The sequence below is a fragment of the Leptolyngbya sp. PL-A3 genome, assembly GCF_039962325.1.
Lineage (GTDB): Bacteria > Cyanobacteriota > Cyanobacteriia > Elainellales > Elainellaceae > Vacuolonema.
The window spans coordinates 1-25,779 of the sequence record NZ_JAMPLB010000088.1 but is presented as its reverse complement, the minus strand read 5'-3'; the positions used below and the strand labels follow the sequence as shown (position 1 = coordinate 25,779).

At 48.9% G+C, this 25,779-nt stretch carries 16 protein-coding genes; 6 read left to right on the top strand and 10 right to left on the bottom strand.

From position 1 onward, the window contains the following. Positions 1–79: 79 nt before the first annotated feature. From NDI52_RS31460 to NDI52_RS31415, 10 genes are all read right to left on the bottom strand, one after another. Positions 80–697: an XdhC family protein gene (locus NDI52_RS31460; protein ID WP_190774994.1), complete on the bottom strand. Its 618-nt coding sequence runs from the start codon at positions 695–697 to the stop codon at positions 80–82. Continuing rightward, positions 697–3,036, bottom strand: coding sequence for a xanthine dehydrogenase molybdopterin binding subunit (gene xdhB / locus NDI52_RS31455; protein WP_190774998.1), 2,340 nt, complete (start codon positions 3,034–3,036; stop codon positions 697–699). The genes NDI52_RS31460 and xdhB overlap by 1 nt, the downstream gene beginning before the upstream one ends. A 24-nt stretch (positions 3,037–3,060) precedes the next feature. Continuing rightward, positions 3,061–4,464 carry a xanthine dehydrogenase small subunit gene (xdhA, locus tag NDI52_RS31450; RefSeq protein WP_190774993.1) on the bottom strand — a complete coding sequence of 468 codons (1,404 nt, stop codon included), beginning with the start codon at positions 4,462–4,464 and terminating at the stop codon, positions 3,061–3,063. 241 nt (positions 4,465–4,705) lie between these two features. Next, complete coding sequence (locus tag NDI52_RS31445) at positions 4,706–7,066, bottom strand: response regulator (protein WP_190774992.1); 2,361 nt, start codon at positions 7,064–7,066, stop codon at positions 4,706–4,708. Next, the gene (locus tag NDI52_RS31440; RefSeq protein WP_348256987.1) at positions 7,059–10,934 is read right to left on the bottom strand and encodes a PAS domain S-box protein; all 3,876 of its coding nucleotides are present in this window, start codon (positions 10,932–10,934) and stop codon (positions 7,059–7,061) included. The genes NDI52_RS31445 and NDI52_RS31440 overlap by 8 nt, the downstream gene beginning before the upstream one ends. Continuing rightward, entirely contained in the window at positions 10,916–11,233 is a 318-nt protein-coding gene (locus tag NDI52_RS31435) for a PAS domain-containing protein (RefSeq protein WP_190774990.1), read from the bottom strand. The genes NDI52_RS31440 and NDI52_RS31435 overlap by 19 nt, the downstream gene beginning before the upstream one ends. Beyond that, complete coding sequence (locus NDI52_RS31430) at positions 11,211–11,846, bottom strand: chemotaxis protein CheC (RefSeq protein WP_190774989.1); 636 nt, start codon at positions 11,844–11,846, stop codon at positions 11,211–11,213. The genes NDI52_RS31435 and NDI52_RS31430 overlap by 23 nt, the downstream gene beginning before the upstream one ends. A gap of 142 nt (positions 11,847–11,988) precedes the next feature. After that, on the bottom strand, positions 11,989–12,198 hold the full coding sequence (locus tag NDI52_RS31425) for a response regulator (RefSeq protein ID WP_190774988.1): 210 nt from the start codon (positions 12,196–12,198) through the stop codon (positions 11,989–11,991). A gap of 530 nt (positions 12,199–12,728) precedes the next feature. Beyond that, the gene (locus NDI52_RS31420; protein WP_190774987.1) at positions 12,729–16,013 is read right to left on the bottom strand and encodes a PAS domain S-box protein; all 3,285 of its coding nucleotides are present in this window, start codon (positions 16,011–16,013) and stop codon (positions 12,729–12,731) included. Between the two features lie 62 nt (positions 16,014–16,075). Further along, complete coding sequence (locus NDI52_RS31415; protein WP_190774986.1) at positions 16,076–16,765, bottom strand: response regulator transcription factor; 690 nt, start codon at positions 16,763–16,765, stop codon at positions 16,076–16,078. Between the two features lie 600 nt (positions 16,766–17,365). On the opposite strand from NDI52_RS31415, the gene NDI52_RS31410 reads away from it, so the two are divergent. From NDI52_RS31410 to NDI52_RS31385, 6 genes are all read left to right on the top strand, one after another. Beyond that, the gene (locus NDI52_RS31410; RefSeq protein ID WP_190774985.1) at positions 17,366–18,700 is read left to right on the top strand and encodes a hypothetical protein; all 1,335 of its coding nucleotides are present in this window, start codon (positions 17,366–17,368) and stop codon (positions 18,698–18,700) included. A 61-nt stretch (positions 18,701–18,761) separates the two neighbouring features. After that, positions 18,762–19,520, top strand: a complete 759-nt coding sequence (locus NDI52_RS31405; RefSeq protein WP_190774984.1) for a type II secretion system protein — start codon at positions 18,762–18,764, stop codon at positions 19,518–19,520. Beyond that, the gene (locus NDI52_RS31400) at positions 19,489–19,992 is read left to right on the top strand and encodes a prepilin-type N-terminal cleavage/methylation domain-containing protein (protein ID WP_190774983.1); all 504 of its coding nucleotides are present in this window, start codon (positions 19,489–19,491) and stop codon (positions 19,990–19,992) included. The genes NDI52_RS31405 and NDI52_RS31400 overlap by 32 nt, the downstream gene beginning before the upstream one ends. A 126-nt stretch (positions 19,993–20,118) precedes the next feature. Continuing rightward, positions 20,119–20,742, top strand: coding sequence for a prepilin-type N-terminal cleavage/methylation domain-containing protein (locus NDI52_RS31395; protein WP_190774982.1), 624 nt, complete (start codon positions 20,119–20,121; stop codon positions 20,740–20,742). A 150-nt stretch (positions 20,743–20,892) separates the two neighbouring features. Further along, positions 20,893–21,264, top strand: a complete 372-nt coding sequence (locus NDI52_RS31390; protein WP_190774981.1) for a hypothetical protein — start codon at positions 20,893–20,895, stop codon at positions 21,262–21,264. Positions 21,265–21,614: 350 nt separating this feature from the next. Further along, a complete protein-coding gene (locus tag NDI52_RS31385) occupies positions 21,615–25,535 on the top strand; it encodes an Ig-like domain-containing protein (RefSeq protein ID WP_190774980.1) in 3,921 nt (1,306 codons plus the stop codon). Positions 25,536–25,779 lie beyond the last annotated feature (244 nt).

Here is a 25,779-nt window from a genome sequence, read left to right as displayed (position 1 = left end):
AAAAAGAAAGTTCCAAAACCCGAACGGCAAAAAGACAAACCTCATGTCTCCACTGCTCGATTGCTGAGTGAATCGAAATCTAAAAAAGATAAAAAAGCACCTTGAAAGGGCTGGGGCGATCGTCCTGTACAGCAATCTGAAAGCCTGCCAAACGCGCAACGATCGCTAGTTTTTCGCCTACATGCCCCGCTCCCACAATTAGTAACAGAGGAGGTGGTTGAATGGTTTCGACAAAAGCTTCTGGTAATGGAGTACAGGAACCGTCTAATGAGGCATTCTGTACATAAGGCAATTGGTTTTGGGCAAGGGGTGTGACCAGGGTGATGGATTGCCCTGCCTGGAGTTTCGTTAGAATTTGGTGAGTTCGGGCGATCGCGTCTTCTCCCTGCCACCGCTCTAACCACACCCACATCATTCCGCCACAGATGCCCTGGGTTTCTCGATAAGGCGCTCCGGACAAATCGATCTCAACCGATTGTTTTTCACCTGTTTCTAAAACGATCAGCGCGTGGCGAATTACTTTCGCTTCCCCGGCTCCACCCCCAATAGTGCTGAACGTTTCCCCACCCGCATAAACGATCATTTTTGCACCGACTTCCCGTGGCACAGAGCCAGTTACATGAGTCACTGTAGCCAGCACAACGGCTCCCTGGTGCAGAGATTTCGCGAGTTGATGATAAAAATCCACTGAGGACATTACAGGCTGGCGATCGGGTTGGCCATCGCATCTAGAGCATGTTCTGATGTCGCGCGTACGGTTTCGATCGCCATCAAAATAGCTTCCGGGGTTGCGGGTAAAGCCAGTTGAACATGAGAGGACGTACCAAAAGCGGCGATCGCGGCCCGAATAGCCTCCCGCACCGACATTGCCAGCATAAAGGGAGGTTCACCAACCGCTTTGCTGCCGTAGATCACACCATCTTGGGCTGCCCGTTCTAAAAGCTGCACATTAAAGTGTTCAGGAATTTCGCTAATGGTTGGAATCTTGTAGGTACTGGGGGCAAATGTTCGCAATCGCCCCTGCTCATCCCATACCAACTCCTCCATCGTTAGCCATCCCATGCCCTGCACAAAGCCCCCTTCAACCTGACCACGATCTACCGATGGATTCAGAGACTCACCCACATCATGCACAATATCAACCTGTCGTAGCTTAAAGGTGCCTGTAAAACCATCAATCTCAACTTCACTGACGGCAGCGCCATAGGCAAAGTAATAGAAGGGGTGCCCTTTGCCAGCCGCAGCATCCCAATAAATTGTGGGAGTACGGTAATAGCCTGTGGCAGAAAGGCTGATGCGATCGTGATATGCCTTTTTGACCACAGCTTCAAATGACACTCTTAAATCAGGCTGAGTGACATCATAAATCCAGTTATTTTCAAAAATAAGCGCTGCATCCGGATCTAAATTCAGCATTTCAGCCGCAACCGGCATCAATCGTGACTTGATCGTATCACAGGCATCTTTGACAGCTTGCCCATTCAAGTCAGACCCACTAGAAGCGGCTGTTGCAGAGGTATTGGGAACTTTATCAGTACTGGTAGGCATCATGCGAAATCGCTCGACACTAACCCCCAAAGCCTGAGATGCCACTTGCAACATTTTGGTATGGAGCCCCTGCCCCATTTCCGTACCACCGTGGTTAAGTTGGATACTCCCGTCCATATAGACAAGCAACAACGCACCAGCCTGGTTGTATTCCACCTTATTGAAGGAGATGCCAAATTTAACTGGGGTAATGGCTAAACCACGTTTTTTGTATGGATTCGCCTGGTTGTACTGGGCGATCGCCACCTGCCGCTCAACCATATTCGAGATGGTCTTAGCTTCATTCCACACCCGTCCAATGCGATTGTCAGTGATTTCCTGACCATAATGCGTAGTGCTTGTTTCTCCCTGACCGTGGTAGAAGTTGCATTCACGAACGAATTCCGGAGGAAGTTTAAGAGCTCGTGCAACCCGATCCACAATGTCTTCAATGACAATCATGCCTTGAGGCCCACCAAAGCCGCGATAAGCGGTATTCGAGACCTTGTTCGTCTTGACGATATGCCCGCGCACTTCCAGATGGGGGATGTAATAGGCATTATCGACATGCAACATAGCCCGCAATAAAACGGGTGGAGAAAGATCTAAACTCCAACCACCATCAGCATAAAGGTCGACATCTAACGCAACGATTTTTCCATCTCGGTTCACCCCTACTCGATATTGGCCGAGGAAGCCGTGCCGTTTTCCTGTCAAAATCATGTCGTGATGACGGCTTAGTTTGACCCGTACCGGACGACCTGTTTTGTGAGCCGCGATCGCTGCTGCCGCCGCATAGGGATTTGCCTGCGTTTCTTTGCCTCCAAACCCGCCCCCCATTCTGAGACAGGTGACAACAACCTGATTAGACGCAATCCCTAAAACTCGAGCAACAATAACCTGAGTTTCAGTTGGATGCTGGGTAGACGCATACACCTGGTAGTGTCCTTCTCCATCAGGAATGACCCAACTGGTTTGCGTCTCCAGGTAAAAATGATCCTGTCCGTTCATTTCTACCTCGCCCTCTAGCCACAGGTCAGCGGTGGCTGACGTTGCCCCTAAACCCCGACGAACGACTTGAGGGGCCGTATGAAATGATTGGTGAGCGATCGCCTCCTTAACCGTCAAAACAGGCTCGAGCGGTTCGTACTCAACGACTACCTTTGCTGCTGCGTTACGGGCTGCATCCTCGGTTTCTCCCACCATCCAAACAACCACCTGCCCCCAATAGCTCACAACATCGGTCGGCAGTAGCACCTCATCATGGGCAATGGCTCCTGTATCATTCTCACCTGGAATATCATCTGCCGTTAATACCGTGACGAACCCCTCGACATCGTAGGCCGCAGAAACATCTATGCGCGTAATACGCGCATGGGCATGGGACGACAGGACTGGATACAGCGATAACATCCCCATGGGAGGACGCTGCTCATCGGTATAAACAGCTTTACCCGTAACATGCCCTTCTGCGCTCTCATGACGTTTGTGCTGACCGACGATCTGCATTGCTGCCATCTCCTTAAATCTGATTTATTGCACTTCGACAAAAAACTTTTCAAACAAATTTGCGATCAGGAGCTTGCAGTATGCTGCACTTCCCCGCAGATCGGTGAGCGGGGTAAAGGTGTCTTTTAAGGCAGCTTTTGCCGCCTGCACTGTAGCCGCATTCCAGGTTTGACCCAGCAGCATTTCTTCAACGGCGATCGCTCGTACAGGCGTTGCCGCTACGCCTCCATAAGCCAAGCGTGCAGAAACGATCTGGTTGTTGCCATCCAAATCAATGGTAAAAGCGGCAGCCACAATGCTGATGTCATCGGTTCCCCGTTTGCCAATTTTATAGGATTGACTGAGGCGACGAGTGGCACCTGGAGCGATCGTCTTAGGAATCCTAACGGAAACGATCACCTCACCCGCTTGTAAATCTGTCATGCGATAACCTTTGAAAAATTCGGCCAGTGCGATCGTCCGTTGACCAGAAGCACTGCCAATTCTTAGCTGAGCATCTAACGACAGAAGAACCGGGGGTAAATCCCCAATGGGAGAAGCCGTACCAATATTGCCCCCCAGGGTTGCACGATTCTTGACTTGACGGGCTGCGAACCAGTGCAGCATTTCATCGAGGCTGGGAAAGATGCCATGCAGCCGATTTTCAATTTGGCTGAGGGGAACAGCAGCTCCAATCTCAAGCACATCAGCTGTCTCGTGGATTTCGTGAAGTTCTGCGATCGCCTCCAATGAAATTAAAACAGGAAAGGATTGCCGATGATGGCTCATCTCCAAGCCTAAATCAGTGCCACCTGCAATTAGGGTTGCAGTTGGGTGTTGTTGTAACAGACTGAACACATCTTCTAGCTCAGTTGGGCGGTAAAACTCTTGATCATTCGTGATGTAACTGAGGGGGGTCAGGCTTACTGAATGTTGCAGTTTCTCTGTAAAGTGATCGCATGGTGTTGGGTTTGCCATCAACTGTGCAGCACGACGAATCGGGACATACCCTGTACAACGGCAAAGGTTACCTTCCACAGCGGCATCATCGACCACACCGTTGTAGTAGGCAGCAAACATACTCATGACGAACCCTGGCGTACAGTACCCACATTGGGAACCGCCAGTCTCCACCATGGCTAGCTGAACTGGATGTAGCTGCCCGTTGCTAATCCCTTCGACAGTAATCACCTCTCGCCCGGCTAATGAACCCAGCGGAATTAAACAACTATTCACCGCCTGGTAAATAGGTTGACCATCCAGGTCTCCCCCAACAAGCACAACAGTACAGGCACCACAATCTCCATCTCCGCACCCCTCCTTCGTTCCTGTCCTACCACTTTCCTGTAGATAGTGCAGTAGTGTTTGAGTCGGAGAAACCTGTTTCAGATGAATCTGCTGACCATTAATCGTTAGTATCAATTGTTCGGCTAGCTCTTGGGTTGTCATCTCTCCCTTTCTTACTGTGAGTCACAGTCATTCAAAATCCATATCTGTTAAAGATGTACTGATCAGTATACTTCTCCCAGGATGTAGAAATTTTAGGCTTCAGCTTTAAAGTTTTTATGTGGATAACAATCATTTCATAGCATCAGGAAAGTATCCGAAAATACAGCACTGTTTTTTGTATGCTTCGCGCAGGAAAACAATCTTTAAATAGAATTGGGGCGTTTAGTATTCGTCAATCTATTCAGAATTGTTGATATAAACCCTTTGAGGAGATAGGGCATTGCACGACAAATTGCATAGTGTTGTCAGAACTTTTTGCGGTAATTGTTCCGCCCATGTGCTCTACTAATTTCTTAACCAGAGCCAGTCCCAAACCAGTGCCCCCATGTTTCCAGGGATCATTGTTGGGAATGCGGTAAAACTTATCAAAAATACGCAAAAGCTCTTCAGGAGCTATTTCTGTGCCCATATTTTCAATTTGTAAAAAGAACTGATCAGCCTGGGCAAATGCCCGCACAAAAATCGCTTCTCCCGGTGGCGTGTACTTGCAGGCGTTATTGAGTAATTCCGTCACAATACGGCTTAAGCTGGGTAGGTCAACCTCTAAACCAGGGAAATTGGGTGCAATAGTCAGCTTCAAGGTTTGCTGTTGCTCCTGAGCTCGAATTTCAAAGGTTTCGATCATGTGAGGGAGCCAATCTTGTAAGCTGATAGGTGTAGGATCAAGGGCATACACCCCAGCTTCAATGTGTTGTAAGCTCAGCAAATCTTCAATCAGGGTTAATTCCCGCTCAGCCTCATCCTGCAAAACCTTGAGATACTGCGCAGCTTTGTTATTCTGAGCCTCTGGAGACACCATTTTTTGAACAAACGATTCCCCTTGATGAGTAATCGACATAAGCAATCGTGCAATCATGCGGATGCTGGCAATGGGGGTGCGTAGCTCATGGGAAATCGTACTTAGAAAATCATCTTTTAGTTGATTGAGGCGCTGTTGTTCCTGCAACTGAGTCTGAACGGCCTCATAGAGTTGAGCTTGGCGCAAGGCGATCGCACACTGATTCGCCACCTGCTCTACCAGATGCATCTCCATCTCGCTATAGCTAGCCGCCGCAGGTTTGAACACCCACAGGTCGCCCATCATGTCCGACTCTGACTGCCCATCAACAATAGGGCACACCAGAATGGCCGAATGCTTGCGAATAGAACCTGACTCAAGCTGGCAAAACGCAAAGCTATGGCCCTGATGCAATTGTGCATAAAGCTCAGAGGCATCCTGAATTTGGGTTTGCTGGCCCTGGGTAGCTTCAACACCCGGTTGAACATACTGGTAGGAAATGGTCGAGGTACGATGATCTGGGCTATGGAGGGCAGCATCACAGGCCGTTGCATCCAGGGCGATCGCCAACTCTTCCACCACGCTCTGTAGAATCTGCTGGGAGTCCAGAGAGTCCCGCACCTTATCAGAAATGCGTTTGAGCATGGCTTGAAATGAGAGTGCCTGCCGCAATTCCGCTGTGCGCGCTGACACCTCCTGCTCCAGATTGAGGTTGAAGGATTGGATTTCCTGATAAAGTTCGGCCTGTTGAATGGCGATCGCAATCTGCCCTGCCAGTTGAGAGAGTAGGCTCACCTCGGAGCTCAACCATGCCCGTGGACTTCCGCACTGGTGAATAATCAGCAATCCCCATAGCACTCCATTGAGTAAAATAGGCACTACCAACTTGGCCTGAACGGCCCACTGATCAATAAATTCCACCAGGCACGGCGTTATATCAGCATAGCCATTATGAACATCGTTGATAATGCAAATTCTGCCGTGTTCGTACAGTTCATAATAGGCTGAGGGGAAGACTTCCTCTGGAAATACCATGCCTAGAATGCTGGGAAAGCCAGATAAAACGGACTCTGCAACCACCTTTCCCGTTCCGTTGGGAAATAATTGATAAATTAATACACGATCTGCCCTCAATAAATGTTGAATGGCAGAGACCGTTGTATCAAAAACATTTTTTTTGTCTAACGACTCGCGAATGCGTTGGATGATCGTACCCATCACCCTTTCTTGCTCAGCCTGAAATTGCAAAATCTCACCTGCCTCTTGAAGGCGTTGATTCTGGTTACGAAGTTGTTGCTGCTGCTGCTGAATAGTGAGCTGATGACCAATACGAATAAGTACTTCTTCCGCTTGAAACGGTTTTGTTATATAGTCTACTGCACCTGCTGTAAAGGCTTTGACTTTATCATTGACATCATTGAGCGCACTCAAAAAAATGACAGGAATATGGCAGGTTTCAGGATTAGCTTTCAAGATAGAACATACTTCATACCCATCCATCTCTGGCATACGAATGTCTAACAGAATCAAATCGGGAAGGCTGACCTGTACCGCATCCAATGCCACTTGACCACTGATAGCTTGCCGCACTGTATAGCGCTCATCCCGCAAAATTGCCGAGAGTGTTCGCAGGTTGTCAGGCTGATCATCCACAATTAAGATGCTAAATTTTAGTTTCATTTTTAGGTCAGCCGTGGTCAGCATGGGTGCTCCTGGGTCATAGAGGAGGGTTGAAAGGCTATGGGAGAATGAACGATCATTCATCCTTTAACAAGATGGAATCTGTAGCTTTCAGCTGAGCTACCCATTGAACGATACGATGAAACTCAAAATCTTGCGCCAGTTGCCGTAACCCGATCGCCAGAGATAAATGCTCTGGAGAAATTTGCAATAGGAGTTGTAAAACCGCTTCCTGATCACAGGCTCGGGATGCTTGATGCAAATCCACCATCCAGGAAGGAGGCATCAAAAGCAGAGCATCCGGTGTTAATATTTGATTGAGGGGTAGCGCTGGCTCGGGGAAAGAGCCTGCATCCTCGGCATAAACATAGCTTAGTCCCAAATACTTCGCCATCTTTTCGCATAAGGTTTGCTCCTGAAAGGGTTTACTGATGTAGTCGTCACACCCCGCCGCCAGGGCCAGGTCACGATCGCCCTGGGATGCGTGGGCCGTTAGAGCAATGATGACCGACCGCATACTTTCTGAGGACGCATCCTGATGGGCTCGTTCCTGTTCCCGAATCCACTGAGCCGCTTCATAGCCGTTGAGAATGGGCATGCGGATATCCATCCAGGTTAGATGCGGGTGCCATGTTTGCCAGAGGGCGATCGCCTCCTGACCATCACAGGCTTCTCGCACTTCCAGGCCAATTTTTGTTAACAGTTTGACCAGCAGTAAGCGATTCTCAGAATGGTCATCCACTACAAGGATGCGATAGTTAGGTTGATTTGGTGCCAGACAAACCACTCGCCGATTCCATACCTCGGGTTGGTTATTGGTGCCCATTACCCGTTGAACGGGTAGGGTAAAACGGAAGGTACTACCCTGGCCAGGATGACTCACCAGGGTAATATCACCTCCCAATAAACGCGCTAATTTACGACTGATCGCCAGCCCCAGGCCCGTCCCTTCTGTGTTGCCTTGCCCTGCATCGGCCTGCACAAAGGCTTCAAAGACCGCCTCGCGCTCTGTGCTAGCGATACCATTGCCGGTATCTTCCACTTCAAAGCTCAGGGTCAGAGCTGAGGGGTAGCCCTCCTCTGGGATGACCTGCACCCGTAGCGCGATCGCTCCCCATTTCGTGAACTTGATAGCATTACCCAACAGATTGATCAGAATCTGGCGGAGTTTGCTGGGGTCGGTGGTGACATACTGCGGTAATGAAGGATTAATATCAAAGCAGAATTCGAGGTCTTTGGCGATCGCCCGCTGCTGAAACATATTGCGAAGGGAATGTAACAGGGCAACGAGATCAATATTGCACAGGTCTACGGTTGAGTGCCCTGCTTCAATCTTTGAGAGATCCAATACATCATTAATTAAATTCAACAGATGATCACCACTACGTTGGATGATTTGTAAGTTCTCTCGGTGTTCAGAATTGAGAGAAAGATCATGGTTCATCACCTGGGCAAAACCAAGAATGACATTCAATGGGGTACGTAGTTCATGGCTCATATTTGCCAAAAAAATACTTTTCGCTTGATTAGCCACCTCGGCTGCTTCTTTGGCCTGTTGCAGTTTTAATTCATCCTGTTTGCGACCACTAATATCTTGACCAATACCAATGCAAAAACCATTTGAAAGGGCAACATTTGCCCAGGAGGTATAAAGAGTTTGGTCAGTTGCTGTGCGAGTCAGACAATCTTTCCATTGACCGTTTGCCGACAGCATGTGATCCAGCACCTCCTGACGGTAGGTCGGGTCAGGGTAGCAATGGGTAAACACGTCCAGGTTCTGCCAATCTTCGAGCGACCATCCCAGTACTCGTTCAAGCTCAGGATTGATGGATATGAGCTGTCCTTTTGGTTCAAACATCGCCACCATAATAGGGATGTGATCAAAAATTGTTTGTAAAATCTCTTTTTGATGTTTAAGTTCAATTTCTGCTCGCTTGCGGTCAGTAATGTTGCGTACCATAATGAGCACTTCATCTTGTTGCATGGGAACGATACGCACCTCTTCGTAGTGCACTTGCCCATCAATTACAAGTTGCTGTTCGTAGATCTGGATAGCTTGTTGCTGTACAGCTTTGTAGGCATAGCGCATGCGCAGATCAGCAATATCAGAGGGCAAAAGATCCTGAGCCTTTGCACCAATACGCGACAGATCAGGATTAATAACTTTGAATTCACGACTCGCAACGAAGTCCAAATAGCGACCATCCAGGCGCATGCGTATCAGTAAATCAGGAATGGCTTCAATGATGGCCTGCTTTGTTGTTTCGCTCTGCCGTAGAGCATCCTCGATCTGAAGCTGACGGGTAATATCAACGGCTACCCCTCCAACCAGTGTCTGCCCGGATGCATCGGGAACTGGAAACTTATAAACGAGGAACTCCCCTAACGTTCCGTCCAAACGTGGAGCTGCTTCGATAGCCTCGACTACTTCCTGGGTATGAGATACAGTCTGAATATTAGCCCATAGAGGCTGGGCGATCTCAGGGCCAAATAGCTCAAAAATCGTTTTACCCACGGGAGCCTCGTGAAAGACCCGAAAAATGCGGTAATAAGTTTCATTCAAGTACATCACCACGCCATCTGCATCGGTAATCCAGGCAGGGGCAGGGCTGTGATTCATAAATGCCTGAAAGCGAGCCTCACTCTGCCGCAGGGCTGCTTCTACTCGCTGACGTTCAGCTTCAGTACGCTTGCGATCGCCAATATCCCGGCAAATGCAAAAATGCATCATTTCGCCATCAATCTCTGTACGACTGTAGCTAATTTCAACATCATAGAGCGTGCCATCCTTGCGACGATGGCATGTTTCAAATAGCGGTGTTATCTCATTACAGGTGCGAATCTCATGAAGCTCTTGCTGGGTCCATTGGGCATCCCAATCCACTACATTCAACTGGAGTGTTTCCTCCAAGGTGTAGCCAATCATCTCCGCAAAGCTAGTACTGGCCTGTACCACATCTCCATTCTGGTTCATCACTACGATGCCATCCATGGATGTACTAAACAGTATCTTGCTACGTAGCAATTCCTCTTGCAAAGCTATCTCTGCCCGCTTTCGCTCAGTAATATCAAGAACGGTACCGAAAAGCTTATCAATCTTTCTCTGGTCGTTGTAACGGGCTTTAGCACGGGTATCGACATAGCCAATGGTGCCGTCTGCCTTGATGACTCGCAACTCTATATGACAGTCTCCTCCCTCAACCGCAATATGGCTCAGATCCTGGCGCAGGCGATCGCGATCCTCTCGATGAATGTGCTTAAAAATCTCACCAAAGGTGGGCTGAGAACTGACCGGTTTCAACCCAAACATTCGAAATAACTCATCTGACCAGGTAATAGTTTGGGTTGCCAGGTCAAGTTCCCAACTACCTAAGTGCCCCATTTGTTGGGCTTCCGCTAAAGCAGCTTCGTTATTTCGCAATTGGGCTTCGGTGGCTTTGCGATCGCTAATGTCTTTCATGAAACAGTAATGCCCTCGGAACTGGTGATGCTCGTCATAAGACGCCACCATTACCAATTGCTTGTAAAAATCGGAGCCATCCCGACGCATACCTCGAGTTTCGAGCTCAACCTGCCCCGATTGCTGCATCCCCTCATAAACTGCTACCATCCGTTCTAGCTCATCTGGATGTACCGTTTGTATCCAGGACATCCCTAGCATTTCCTCTGGCTGATAACCCACCATCCCCGCATAGGTCTGGTTCACCTTCTGGTACCGCCCCTCCGTATCCAGGTATGAAATACCCATCACGGCATTTTCCAGCGCCAGATTCATCTCTTTCAGAGTCTGTTCCACCCGTTTCCGAGCCTTCACTTCATCCCAGGCCTTGGCCTGCTCTGCTTTATATCGCTTTACCTCAGTACTTAAATCAGTAACATCTTGAATTGACCACAGCGCATAAAATTCTTCGTTTCCAGCCCCAGGAATAGCTGTCACGGTTGTGTATTGCACCCGCAATTGGTCATCGGAGCGTTGTGCTGGAATGAGATGGGGATGCAGTTGCGACGAAAAGAGAACGGGATGCCCCCCTCAAAAATTTGATGTAGCCGACTTAGGTATTTAAGTTGGGTTAAGTGGGGAAACCAGATGTCAATACGCTGACCTATTATCTGGTCACGAGGAATATGAGTCCAGTCTTCCAGACAAGCATTCCAAAAATGCACTCTCAGATCAGCATCCGTCACGAAGGCACCGAGTGGAATTGCATCCAAGAGGCCAAAGTCTTGACTAGGCGTAAGTTGGCCACTCATTACCCACCTCCCAGCGTTCTTTAATAGCCGCCAATAAAATATCGAAGGAATCAATATTGAAGAGTAAAATAATGTCCCCTGTTACTAACAACTGCTCAATGGACAACCGAGCCTGTGCCAGCAGAATAGTCATCTGCTTATCCACAGCAACTGCATGAAACAGATTTAAGGCTTGGACTTCCGCATAAGCAGGAATTGAGTATTTAAGCTGCTGATGCAGCAGCTTGCTGATTTCTCCCATCACCCCATTCAATACTACGTTGCCAACTTCGCTGAGAGCGCCAATTCTAATGGCATCCAAATCGGGCTGAAGCTCTGTATCTTCGCTCATCAATGCTGTGACAAGCCTTGCTGCACTAGAAAATGGGAAAACAAGATGGGCCATCCCATTGCAAGAACCACTAAAACCTAGCCGCACGGCTGCGACACGCTCTAGGTTTAAACGTTGTTGTAGTTCTGTTACCAGTTCCACTTCAGACACCACTTCTACCAGAGGAACCTGTAAGCGTATGTGAACACCAACCATGCGGTTTAACATGGCCGCTGAGCGTCCCGCTCCAATATTGAGCAGCTCTTGCAAAGCCTCCACTTGCATAGCCGTAAGTACTGTCATAGATGTGTCTTCCTGAAAAGCTGTTTGAATATAGATTTTTGTTTTTGTGTTCTCCAAACGTAAAAATTAATGCGTTACAGGTGTTCTGGAAGTGTTCAGCGCGAATCCTAGAGTGTGTAGAAGTTGCAGGGGGTCAACGATTTTATGAAGCACCGCAAATATCCCTCGATCTAGGCATATCCATCTGGGGCAACAGGTCAAGCAGAACACAAGCGATGACCTCGTTGGCCGTAATAGTCGGCCCCTTCAGCCCACTACAAGCTTCCACAACATCGAAACCTTCAGTCGCCAAGGTTTTACTCACAAACCGCCGGGAAAGAAGAGAGTCTTCCAATACAAGAATCCAAGGCATAGTTACACTCAATGTTTCGATGGAGATATAGGGCCAGTTCAACACTCCTTAGCAAGTGGACATATCCTTATAAAGCCCAAAAAAAGGAATAAGCAGAATGTTCGTAACACTCCCTTAAACTTTTTCATGGTGTTATCCCAAAAAATACCCAAATTTCCAAGACTCTGACAAAACAGAAACTCCCCTTTTCCGGCCCCATCCTAAAGCAAAATTCTGAAGAATTTATGAAGACCCCTCTCTATAGCGCTGTGCACGTTGATTAGGTACGGTGGTGTGGGGCACTTCGTGCCCCACACCACCATTGCTGTACTTAACGCACTTGCACATCATTGCTATATAACCCAAGACTTTCGGCAGTTTCCTAGATGACAGCAACTAACTTCATACAAAAAGGGATGATGCGCCACCGGGTGCCGCACCATCCATCCCTTTTTGTACAAACAATCGAATCTCAGTAGATCGAAAACTCTCGTTTTCAATCTACTGGGATTCGATTCAAAAGGAGAGCAGAGCAAGTGAGCCAAGTGTTATCAAAGGGTGCCGTTAGCCACGTCTAAAGCTTGACTCAGGGTTGTGATCAGTTCATGGGTCGTAAACGGCTTTGGCAGGAATACCACAGTTGACGCGTCTACAACTTCTGATAGCTCCATCCCTGAAATTAACCCACTCATAATGACAAAGCGAAGACCTGAATTCATTTGACGTAGCTTTTGCATCGTCGCCAAACCGTCCATTTCAGGCATCATCATATCCATCAGAACTAAGCTAATGGCATTGGCGTGTTGCGTGTAGAGGGCGATCGCCTGCGCCCCTGAGTTAGCTGTCAGCACTCGGTAGTGATGCGCTTGTAAAGATGCCCGTGCGATATTACAAATTGCCAATTCATCATCTACAACCAGGATTAGCTCACTTCGTCCTTCAGGAAGTATTCCCTCGTCTGTTGGTTCTAGCAGAGTGGTCTGTGCTGAGGGAATGTAGACCTTGAATTGGGTTTCCTGCCCGGGCTGGCTAGATACAGTTATTGTCCCTCGATGGCTTTTGATAATACCAATGACGGTAGATAGGCCCATTCCCGTACCTTTGCCAAAATCCTTGGTGGTGAAGAAGGGCTCAAAGATGCGATCGAGAATAGCAGCAGGTATGCCCATTCCCGTATCAACCACAGCAATTTCTACATAAGAACCAGGGGCGGCATCTAGCTGAGTTCGCACAGGGCTGTCATCAATTCTGACATTTCTAGCCGTAATGGATAGCACACCACCCCCTGGCATCGCATCCCGAGCATTAATACACAAATTCATGAGAACTTGATGCAACTGGGTCGTATCTCCCCGAACAGGCCACAGGTCGGCGGGAACATCGACCCGAAGCGTAATATCTTTAGGAAAAATTTCCTCTAAAATGTGATGAATTTCATGAATGATAGAGTGGACTTGCAGGGTAATGTGTTCGCCATCCATCCCTCGTGCAAAGGACAAGACCTGCTTCACCAGATCGGCCCCTCGCTTCGCACTGCCTTCCATGATTTCAAGCCACTGTTGAGTTGGCTCATCCTGGTCTTGCATTTTCAGGAGTTGAGTCGCCATCATGATTGGGGCCAGAACATTGTTGAGGTCATGGGCAATTCCTCCTGCCAGAGTACCCAGACTTTCCATCCGCTGCACCCGTAAAAACTGTTTCTCCAGTATTTTTTTCTCAGTAATATCGATATTAACTGCAATGTATTGTGTTGGCTTTCCTGCACTATCAATCAGTGGCACGATAGTTGTATCAACCCAGTAAAGCTCACCATTCTTTGAACAATTACAGATTTCGCCTTTCCAAATATCGCCTCGGGTGATTGTTGCCCAGAGGTGCACGAAGAATTCTCTCGGGTGATACTGCGAATCAATGATGCGATGGTTTTGACCGATTAGTTCAGTGCGGTTATAGCGAGAAACTTCGCAGAATTTGTCGTTAACGTACTGAATGATACCTTGCCCATCGGTGATGGCCACAATCGATGAAGCATCGAGAGCAAACTTAAAGTCAGCAAGTTCTTGCAGGGATTGCTGTAGTAGAGTTTCGGCTTCTTTCTTTTCAGTAATATCCTGAGAGATGCACAATAAATATTCGGGCTCATGGAGTTCATTAAAGATGGGAACTTTAATGGTGTGGAGAATGCGATCGCCCAAATTCTGGCTTTGAACAGGCTCTTCTGGAATATCTTCTAGCACTCCTTTCGCAAAGGTTTCAATGTCCTTTTCATAGAAGAATTCAGCCTGTTCTGGCGGGAAAAAGTCACTATCCGTTGAGCCAATTGCATCCTTTGCAGAAATGCCAAAGATCTGCTCACTGGTTTTATTCCACAGTTTAAATTGCCCAAAGTACTGGGGCCTACCATCCTTTACAAATAGAGCCACAGGGACATTATTGACCACGGTCTGCAAGAAATCCTGTGCTTTTTTGGTCTGCTCCTCGGCCTGTTTACGGCTGGTAATGTCTTGCATACTGCCGACAATTTCAACCACTTGCCCCTGGGAGCCACGCACCACTCTCAAGTCATCAAACACCCATCGATACTTTCCATCCAAATGAAGGAATCGATATTCATAACTTGCACGTTCTTTTTGTAATAATGCAGGACGGTTTGCCAGTACACGAGGTACATCCTCAGGATGCACGTGATCAATCCAAAAATTTGGATCTTTCAAAAACATTTCTGCCCTGTAGCCAAAGGTGACCTCAATGTTCTGGCTGACATAGGTCACACCACCTTGCCCCTCCAGGGTGAAGCTATAAATAATGAGGGGACTACAAGACAGCACATGCTCTAAATGCTTCTGAGTAGCCTGTAGAAGGTGTTCTGCCTGTTGGCGTTCATAAATTTCGTGTTCTAACTCTTGATTGCTAATTTGCAGTTGTAGGGCAGTTTTACGAGCAGACTTTGCCGTGCGATCGCTACTTTGAGCTAGATAAATCGCCAGAGCCAGCATCCAGGACAAACTTAACCCTGAGAATAAGGAAACTTCTGGCAAGTAAGACTGCATGCGCCCTAACAGAGCACGGGTTGGGGCAACGTAAACCTGCCAGTTCAACTCATGTAATGTAATCGTTGTTCGTTGCACAAACGCTGGATTTTGCGTTTGTACAGTGGCATGGCGGCTATAGAGCTGTTGGGCGTGATCGAATACCTGAATTGCGTAATCTTGAATATCACTATCATCCAACAGCGTGTTGAACAGCGCATGAGTTTGAAAGACACCCACCATAAACCCAACCAGTTGATGGTTCTCCATCGTCGGCATCACCACCAAAAACCCTTTCTCTCTACCTACCAGATCAATGCGGGGAATAATGACCAACCGCCCAGTTCTGCGGGCCGTTTCCAGGGCCGTTTGGTGTTGGGCAAAGTCATGGGATAGGTCCTGTGAAGTGGATCTATTCTCCAGGGGTACAATCCAGCGCACCCGAGCCGAGGGGTCTACCCAGGCGATCGCCTGATACCCCTTAAAGTCTTCCAGGTTCGTTCTAGCATTCATCTCCCAGTTCTCGCGGCTCAAGCCCCCCTCCTGTTCCCAGTGACGGGACATCCGCACTAATGCAAGAATTTGAGGCTCAATTTGCTCGGTGATCTCCGTGTTGAGAGCCTCTGCTTTTTGCTCAACCGTCTGCTGAATATAAGTACTTTCAGCTGCATGCAAAGCCCACCACAAGAACAAACTTCCTGTGGAGAAACTAAGCCCAACGATGAGCGATAGACAGCGCATATCGATGCACGGGGCGTTTGTGCCCTTATCCGTCAGGCCAAAAGCAGACAGAAACTTTTTCATCATGCTTGGACGCACTCCCACAATTGCACCGTTGAAGCCCTTGGTCTGCAGGCCCTACTCCAGGTTCAATTCACCGCCGGATTCAGAGCTTTCAAGCGATAGCCCAGACCATACACTGTTTCAATCACATCCGCAGGGCATCCCACCGCCTTTAGCTTGTGACGCAATCCCGTAATATGGGTGGTCACGGTTGCTTCCCCTGGCGATTCGTCCGACGTCCAGAGGTAGCTCAGCAAATCTTCTCGGCTAAATACGCGGGATGGGTTGCGGAGAAAAACTTCCAGTAACTTGTATTCTTTGGGAGTCAGGTGTAGAGGCTGCTCCTGATAGGTCACCACACAGCTCGCGGGTTCCAGCTGCAAATGCTCCCACTGCAAGCGCATCACCATAGGGGTTGGACTACGTCTCAACAGAACCCTTACCCGAGCCAATAGTTCTCCCACATCAAAGGGTTTGACGACATAATCATCGGCCCCGGCATCCAGCCCCATGACTTTATCGCTACCTGAGTTGAGGCCTGTTAGCAGCAAAATTGGGATGTAATTTTGAGCAGCCCGCAGTTTTTGACACAGGCTAATGCCATCTATTTTAGGCAGCATGACATCCAAAACCACAAGGTCATAGGTATTCGCCTGGATTAAATCCCAGGCCATTTCGCCATCCTGGGCGACCTCAACCGTATAGTTCTGCCGAGTCAGGGTTAAATTTAACGCCTGACGCATGTAAGAATCGTCCTCCACTAATAGAATGCGCATTCCAGTGCCCTCGTACTCCGTGACATTCGTAACTCCGTACTCTTAAAATGCCCATTCTGCTGCCATTTCTTGAGGTGGCTCGGGCATAACTGTATCAAGAGTTGTAAAAATCAGCGGAATTGCGGAACAGGCCTGGAGGCCAGGTAGAATCTGGTTTTCCCCAAAAAAGGCTTTTGTGAGGGAGCGTAGAAACGCGGAAGCACCAGTAGGGCTTCAGGTTCAGAGGATTCAAAACGTACTTCTGAAATTCTTGGAGTTGCTTATCTAGAAGTTGTTTCAGCAATTCCCCAAAAGGATAAGTGGAAAGCGTACCTACGGAGATTAACTGTTACTGAAAGCAACACTCTCCATCGAAGTTTGTATTAACAAAACTGGCTTTCAGAACAGAAAAAAACCGTTTCCATATTATTCCGGAGCCCATCACCGTAATATCAAACCTTGATGAAGTGTTATTAGATACCCTTCTATCTTTTTAAGTTCTTAATTTTTACTGTTTAGTCTCATAGATAGGAACACATCCCTCAGTTGAAGCCGTCGCTACACGACTCTGAGCAGAGAGGTTACCGACACAGCATTTAGGCCAAATATAGGAGCCTACCTATGAAATTAGTGAAGCAGGGTTATAAATTAGGGCGTTTTGCCTCTCAACGCCAGGGCGATCGCGGTTTTGCCATGCCTCTCGCCATTGGTTTTGGCTTAGCCATTTTGATGATCACTGTGGCTATGTTGGTACGCTCCCATAGCGATCGTGCTACTGCCAGCCTGCAACAGGCAACAGGCAGCAGTATGAATGTGACGGAAAGTGGGGTTACCCGTCTCCAATCCTTCCTCAACAACCACCGTTCAATGGCAACCTATAACCTGAGTGACTGGTTGCAAGCACCGACCCAGATGCCAAACGTTAATGCCTGTAGTCCAACTAATACCAATCAGATTGCCTCTTATTCAGCGGCAATTCGCAACTGGCAAAACGTTGACCCAGCCGACCCCAGCAAAGGGCAATACCGCCTGGCTAACTATACCTATGTCCCTCGTAATCCGAGCCAACCTCATCAGGAACCAGGAACAGGCATTCTGGAAGTGGAAGGGCGACTAACGAATCGGAGTAGCATCAGTCGATTACGGGTGAGCATCCCAGTACAACCTGGAGACATCATTGGTGTTCCCATCCCGGGTGTCTGGATTTCTCAAGGTGGCATCGGCGGCAACCGAATTCAAGGCGATGTAATGACAAATGATTGCAGCGCAGCCCTCAACAGTATCAATACTACAGGGATTAACCCAGATACGGGTGATCCTTATGAAGCTCAATACACAAATTTGCAGTTGCCGGCCTTACCGACTCAGCCGAACCCGCCCTTAAATACATTGCCCGGTAACATCAACACCAATCTCGTGCTACCCCGTCCGGGCGACGAAGCTGTTAGCCGCCAGCTAAATAGTGGACAAATGGTACAGGTCTTTGAGTATGTCGTGAATAACTTACAAATCGCTCAAAGCAGTAGCCTGACCATTACCCCAGGACAACGAATTACCCTTTATCTGAATGGAAACATCAGCCGGGGTGGAAATATCCGCCATGACTGTACTACAGCTCCTATTGGTGTGCGTTGTACCCCAACCAACTTTCAGGTCTTCGGGTACGGACCTGTGGGCAGCAGCATTTGCTTAAACGGTAATAACTACATTGATATGTTCATCCTGGCTCCTAATTATGCGGTTGGAGTTGCGGGTGGTGGTGGCGGCCAAGGCGGCATCCGCGGTTCAGTCTGGTCACGCGAATGGAGTAACGGAAATAGCTGTGGTTCCAATACAAGCAATACGACCGTTATTCAAACTGCAACATGGGAAGACATGGTAGGCCTAATGCCCCAGAACTTGCCTCCCCAAGTTGCCCCCATTAGTGCCTGGCAAAGGCAAGAAGTAGCGCCATAGGTAAAGGGTACATCCAATGTTAAATCAGTATTCAAAAGTCTCCAGCCTAAAGCGCACCCTCATGTGCCAACCAAATGCGACACAAGCCCAGAATCAGAACCGTTCCCTCCAACTGGTCAGGTTTCTGCTAGCGGTTCAGGGCAAGTGCAAAATAGGTTCTCAACATTCGCACTCCTTCGGCTTTACCCTGATTGAAGTCATCGTCGCAATGCTCATTCTGTCCTTATTTATCAGCATTGCTATGGCAGGGTTAAGCATGTCCGTTGTCTTAAAGGTACGATCCCGGATTTCAAGCGAAGCAACGAATTGGATTCAGCAGGATTTGGAAGCGGTGCGATCGCAGTCCAACCAGCTCTCCTACACCCTTGCCAATACGAGCGCTAGCGGGCAACCCTATGTCAACTTAGTTTCCAGTAGTGGGTTAACAGCCAACGAGCATATTCTCTTGGGCCGTAGCAGCGTCGTTTATACGATTCAGAGCATCAGCGGCAATACCATTCGACTGACGGCTAATGTCATGTCAAACCAACCGGCAGGAAGCCGAGTTTTAGCGCAGGACAAATGTGAAGCGACAATTCCCCAGGCAGGCTTTGCCTATGTTCTACAGCAAGCCCTTCCGCCTCTACAAAATGGAGGAACTCGCATCATTTCAGGTCGCACCTATACCCTACAACGAAATGCAGTTGTCAGCTCTCAAGCTCCTCACGAAGTGCTGCAACTGACCTACTCAGTTTATGCTCCCAGTGCGGCTACTCCTCTCACAACTATGTACACAGAGGTGATTCCAAATGTGGCGTTTCTATGTCCGCGAGCCGAATAAAGGCTTTACTTTAATTGAGTTACTGGTTGTGATTGGATTACTCGGAATTTTGAGCGCAATCAGTTCTCCTGTGTTTGTTGGGATGTATGCCAGAACCCGTGTTAACGCAGCACTAGCCGATATCCAAACGGCTTTACTGGAAGGCCAGCGACAGGCCATTCGAACCAGCCGAGCTTGTGATTTGACCCTCAATAGCAGCACACGATCGCTCTCTGGCTCCTGTTTGGTGGGGGGCGATCGCGCCCTCACTCGGGTTACTCTACGAACTTCAACCTCAGCCGTTCGATTTGATTTCAAAGGGGTGATGTTAAACCCTTCAAACAATGCAACCAGTAGCCAGGCTGTCACGGTCGTTGTTGCATCGCCCAATACAAATCTTCAACGATGCCTTGTCGTTTCGGCCCCGCTGGGGTTGACACGAACGGGAACCTATACAGGGAACGGCACGACAGACACAAGTTGTTTACCTTAGAACGCATTTGAAAAGTTGATTTTTTCGCGCTACACGCAACAAGATCAAAGTTCCCCAAAGCTTTTCAAACAGCTTCTTAAGGTGTCTTCATTCAATACACTGTCCCAAATGATGGGAGAACGGATAATGAAGTGGTTGTTTAAAACAGTGACGTTACACTCAAATTCAAAGGGGTTTACCCTCATTGAATTACTGATTGCCATGTCGTTAACCAGTATCATGTTGGCTTTGGCAGGCTATGGTGTCGCTACAATCCTACACGCCAACCGGCAGTCAGAATCAGAAATTTCGCGACGGGCTAATTTGAATCGTGCTCTCGATTTCATGGCCGATGAAATTCGTATGGCAAAGGCGATCGCCGTCCCCGCCACTAATGCGATTTCTCCTCCTAGCTGCGGTACTGCAACTGGCGTCCTGGACTTAACCATGCCCAACGATACTCATGTCATTTATTACGTCCATGACGTCAGCAACTGTAGCCAACTATGGACACAACCGGGAACAATCCGGCGCATACAAGGCAGTACGGATAGCCTTTTAGTAGACGCCCTAATGGCACCAACAACGTTACCCGCAGGCTGTTCTACTGCCCCCCTATCCCTCCGAGGAGCCAGTGGATTTTACGCCTGTTTGAATCAGAACAACAACCACGTCGCAACCCTGTATCTGTATGGCAAATTAACAGATACAACGGGCCGAGTCACTGGCGTCTATCCCGTTAGCAGTGAGGTTTCTGCTCGTAGTTACTAGGCTCTACAGATTTTTTATGGGCTGCGCTCACAAAAATCCCCTTTCCTCGTAGTTACTAGGCTCTACCAAAAATTTTTGTGAGCTGTACCCACACAAATCCTCCCTTCATAGAGCCTGTTCCATTAGCATTTACCCTGTTGGAGTTTAATTATGAGCTTTCTATTTCCTAGCTCACCGAAAAAAGTTATTCCGGATGTTCAACTCTCATTCGACTCGGCAATTGAAATTGAGCACGCCAAACATATCATCCTGGCTATTCTTGTCATTGGCACTGGATTAGTTGCTCTGGCTCCCATGCTAAAACCGACCCGTGCCATCTATTTACCCCCTGTTACTCAAGCAGAGCGCGATTACTACATACAAAAGATTCACAACTACAACCAGCAGGTAGCTCAACCTAATCACACGCAGGAAGATCATCTACACCTAGCCGATGCGCTAGCCAATATAGGTGAACGTGAAGCCGCGACAGAGGCTTACTTACAAGCCATGTCAGACCATACAGTTCCCAACGCTCATTAATTCTTTCATTGCACTAGTACAGCAAAACGAAAGTTTTGTAAGGAGTGAAGAGGTAAAACCCCTTCTTGGGGGCTTCGCCCCCAAACCCCCATGTTGCAAAATTTGGTGTTTGCAACACTAGGTTTTGCTTTAAAGGTTGTTTTTTTCATGCGCTTAGCGCACGAAAAAACAACCCTTCTAGCGAGCTTCAAATCACGTTTCTACTTCTTCCCAATTCATCTCAAGCGTTACCTCAGCCTCAGCCACCTCATCACGAGGCCCCTTTCCTTAAATCCTTTATCCCGATTCATTCACCACCCGTGTCAATGAAATATCGGAACCATTTCTTTGCCATTCCAGGGTATTGACCTATGACACTGCAAAATGACGGCTTCTTGAATGCCATCTCGCTAACGGGAAACCCCGTTAATGTAACCGGCACAAATATTGGCGCAACAGCAGAAACTTCAGAACCTGACCATAGTGATTATGGCCCCATAGAGTACCGAAACTCTGTCTGGTGGTCGTGGACGGCACCGGAAACTGGCCCGGTACAAATAAATACCTTCGGGAGTAACTTCAATACAACTCTGGGAGTTTACACCGGCAGCAGCCTTAGCAACCTCACTGTAGTAGGACAGAGTGATGGAGATCAGGGGCCTAATGGTACCGACAAGATCACATTTATGGCAACCCAAGGTACCACCTACAAAATTGCAGTGGATGGTAGCTACGCAGCCACAGGCAATATTAAACTCAACATCCTTCAAGAATCCAACAGTACAACGACACTTTCAGGTAATTACATTCAGTTGCCGATCGATGATGCGGATCTGGATGCTGGTCAGATGATGCAGCCTGGAGCTACAGGACAGGGAACAGGCGGTATTAAATACTTTAACGGTACTAATTTTGTTGACTTTTTTGACTACGGTGTTCCTATTTTTGATTACTCCATTGGGGTAAATGGAAGAACCTATACCGATGGCAATGGTTGGGCGATCGCCCCCACTGTTCTCGATCAAAGCTTGGGTCCATTGAACCAAGCTACCGTCAGTGGCTCCCCTGTGAATGGGCTTAACTTTGAACGCGTTATTTCATTCCTGGATAACGACAAAATTATTGCCATTCAAGACACATTCACAAACGTCGGCTCTACAACTCTTTTTAACGTAGTGACGCTGGACAATGCCGACCCCGATCCAGGGGGCACCCAAATCACTAATAATGACGTGGTCAGTAACGGGTTGGTCGTCGCTTCGATCAATAACGGGAATGGATATACTGTGGGGTTTGGTTCGATAGATGCCGCTTCCCATGTCACGGTAGATGGCGATGGCTATACCATCCCTGACCCCTATGCCATCCTGTCTTCTAACGTTGATCCAAATGGTAGTGCGGATGATATCAATATCAACCTGGCCATGAATTATGGCTCTCTTCTAGCCGGACAGTCCAAAACAAAGACCTGGTACATCGTGTTTGGCAATACCAAAAACGATGCCATCCTGACCTACAACGGTACCGTCGCGGCAGCCTCCCCTGTAGCCAGCACAACCACTTTTAATTCTCCTAGCATTGGAGATGCTGCTGTTGCTTATGGAGAAACCTTCACCATTACTGTCGTTTATGACAGCGCAATGGATACCACGATATCGCCCACAATTACGTTCCCCACTGTCGGTGAAAGCCCACTCAATACGATTCAGTTTTTATCGCAGGCATGGAGTGGCGATCGCACTTTTACGGCCACCTACACCCTGGTAGATGCAAACGAAACTGTTCCTAATATTGATGTGCGTATTAGCGGGGCCAAGAGTACTAACGGTAAGACACAACTGGTTGCAGATTATGCAAACGCCTTTAGCATTGACACCCAGGCTCCCGCTGCGCCCTCCGCCCCCAACCTCGACAGTGGCAGCGACCTGGGGTACCTGAGTGACGACAATATTACCTCTGACAATAGCCCTACCTTCATTGGAACAGGGGAAGCCGGAAGTACCGTGGAGTTAATTCGGCAGAGCGATGAGTTCGTCCTGGGTAGCGGAGTTGTCTTGTCTTCGGGCAGTTGGACGATCACTCCCAACTTCCTGGGTGATGGAGCTTACACCGTCTACACTCGGGCTCGGGATGCTGCGGGCAACATCAGCATTGGGCAATCCAGTACGATTTCATTCACCATTGATACGATCGCCCCGGCTGTCTCAACACCCGATCTGACCGATGGTAGCGACACAGGTAAATTAGCCACTGACAACATCACCAACAACACACTCCCCATCTTTAGTGGTACCGCCGAGACAGGAAGTAAGGTTGAGCTTTGGGAAGGCAATAAACTCATGGGCAGTGTGATCGCCCAAAACGGAAGCTGGCAAATTACCCCCACCAGTGCCCTATCCGCTGGAAGCCATACACTGATTGCCAAAGCCATCGATGCCGCTGGCAACGTCCGTCAATCCGCCAGCGATATCACCGTCACCATTGATGCAACCGTTCCCACCGTCACCCTCAATAGCCTCACCACCGGAGATTCAACCCCTCGGCTGTCGGGTACCGTCAGTGACAATGACCTCACAACCAAAATTGAAGTCACCATCGAGGGCCAAACTTACCTGGCAACGAACAACAGAAATGGGACTTGGGAATTGGCGGATGGGGCGATCGCTCCCGCTCTTTCCCCTAGCACTTACGACGTCACTGTGACCGCTACTGATGCTGCCGGGAACACGACGACCCTCAATAACCCCAATGCCCTGGTGATCGATCTGGCACTCCCTGTCGTTACCATCAATTCCCGAATAACCCGCGATACCACCCCGGCTCTCAGCGGAACCGTGAGTGATGCTTCTGCCATCGTCAGCGTTACCGTCAATGGCACGACCTACAACGTTGTTCCCAATTCTGATAAGACATGGGTCTTGGGCGATGGCAGGATCACATCGGCCTTAGCCGAAGGGGTCTATGATGTTGCCGCCAGCGCCAACGTTCAGGGACGGATTGGCACCGATAACAGCACTGGGGAACTCACTATCGATACGACTCCCCCCACGGTCACCATTCAGACTCTAAAAACCGGCGACAGTACGCCAGCATTACAGGGAACCGTTAACGATCCAAATGCCACCATCCTGGTTACCGTCAGTGGTAATGACCGCTATGCCACGAACAATGGCAACGGCACCTGGACCCTCGCAAACAACGCCCTGCCTACCCTCACCAGCGGCACTTACAACGTTACCGTCAAAGCCTTTGACCTGGCTGGAAACCAGGGCGTTGATAATACAACCTACGAATTAACCATTGATACGGTTCCCCTGACAGCAGACATCGTTAATGTCTCCCCAGACCCTCGCAGCACCAGCACCCCATCCATTACCCTCAACTTCAACAAAGCCATCACAGGGCTTGACCTGAGTGATCTCATCCTGACTCGCAATGGCACCAGTATTGCCCTTACCAACACCACATTAACCACAACCAACAATACCTCCTGGGTCTTGGGCAATCTGTCAGCCCTAACAACCGCCCTCGGCAGCTATACCCTGGTTCTGAAGGCTGCCTCTGGCATTACCGATGCGGTAGGTCATACGCTTACGACCAACGTAGCCGATACCTGGCAAATGGAAGGAGCCATGGCAACAACCCCCACTCCTATTCCCTTTACAGGAGGTCTGCCCGGTAAAACCCTACGGGGTAATACTGCCAACAACACGTTAACAGGTGGCAGCTACAACGATTACCTAACAGGGGCAAGTGGCAATGATACTCTGTACGGCCGTAACGGGCTGGATCGCCTTTACGGGGATGCTAGCAACGATCGCCTTTACGGGGATGCTGGGAACGATCGCCTCTACGGTGGCATCGGAAACGACATCTTAGATGGCGGCTCCGACCGAGACCTCTTGAACGGCGATGCTGGAGCTGATCGCCTACTGGGGAACTACGGCGACGATGTGCTACTGGGTGGCGCAGGCAGCGACACGCTAGTTGGCGGCGCAGGCCGGGATGTATTCAAATTTAACCGCGTTACAGACCGGGGCGATCGCATCACTGACTTTGCTCTCAGCGCCGATCTGATCGACCTCCGTGGCATCTTCGCTCAACCCGCCTTCAGCGGCACTTCTGCCTATAGCCGCTTCACTCGCTACGTACGCCTGGTGCAGGGAACTACCGGTACCGACATCAAAATCGACACTGATGGCAGCGGCCTCGGTACAACCTTCGCTACGCTCGCCACCCTCAACAACGTTCGTGCGACCCAAATTAACTCCCGCCACTTCATCGTGACCTGAACCTAATAGGACCAGGACTTACGCAAGTCCACTATTCGTAGTGTATTTGTGTTGTGGGTGGTGCTTCGCACCCTACCCACAACACAAATGCGTAAGTCCTGAAGACAAGAATGAGGCGGCGCGTTGCGCCGCCTCATTCTTGTCCTAACAAAAATCCTAGTTCTAATCAAGTTTGTGTTTGTTAGGTTTCGCTGTTTCACGGCCATTGCAGGAGGAAGCAATCAGGAAGTTGCGTAACCAGTTA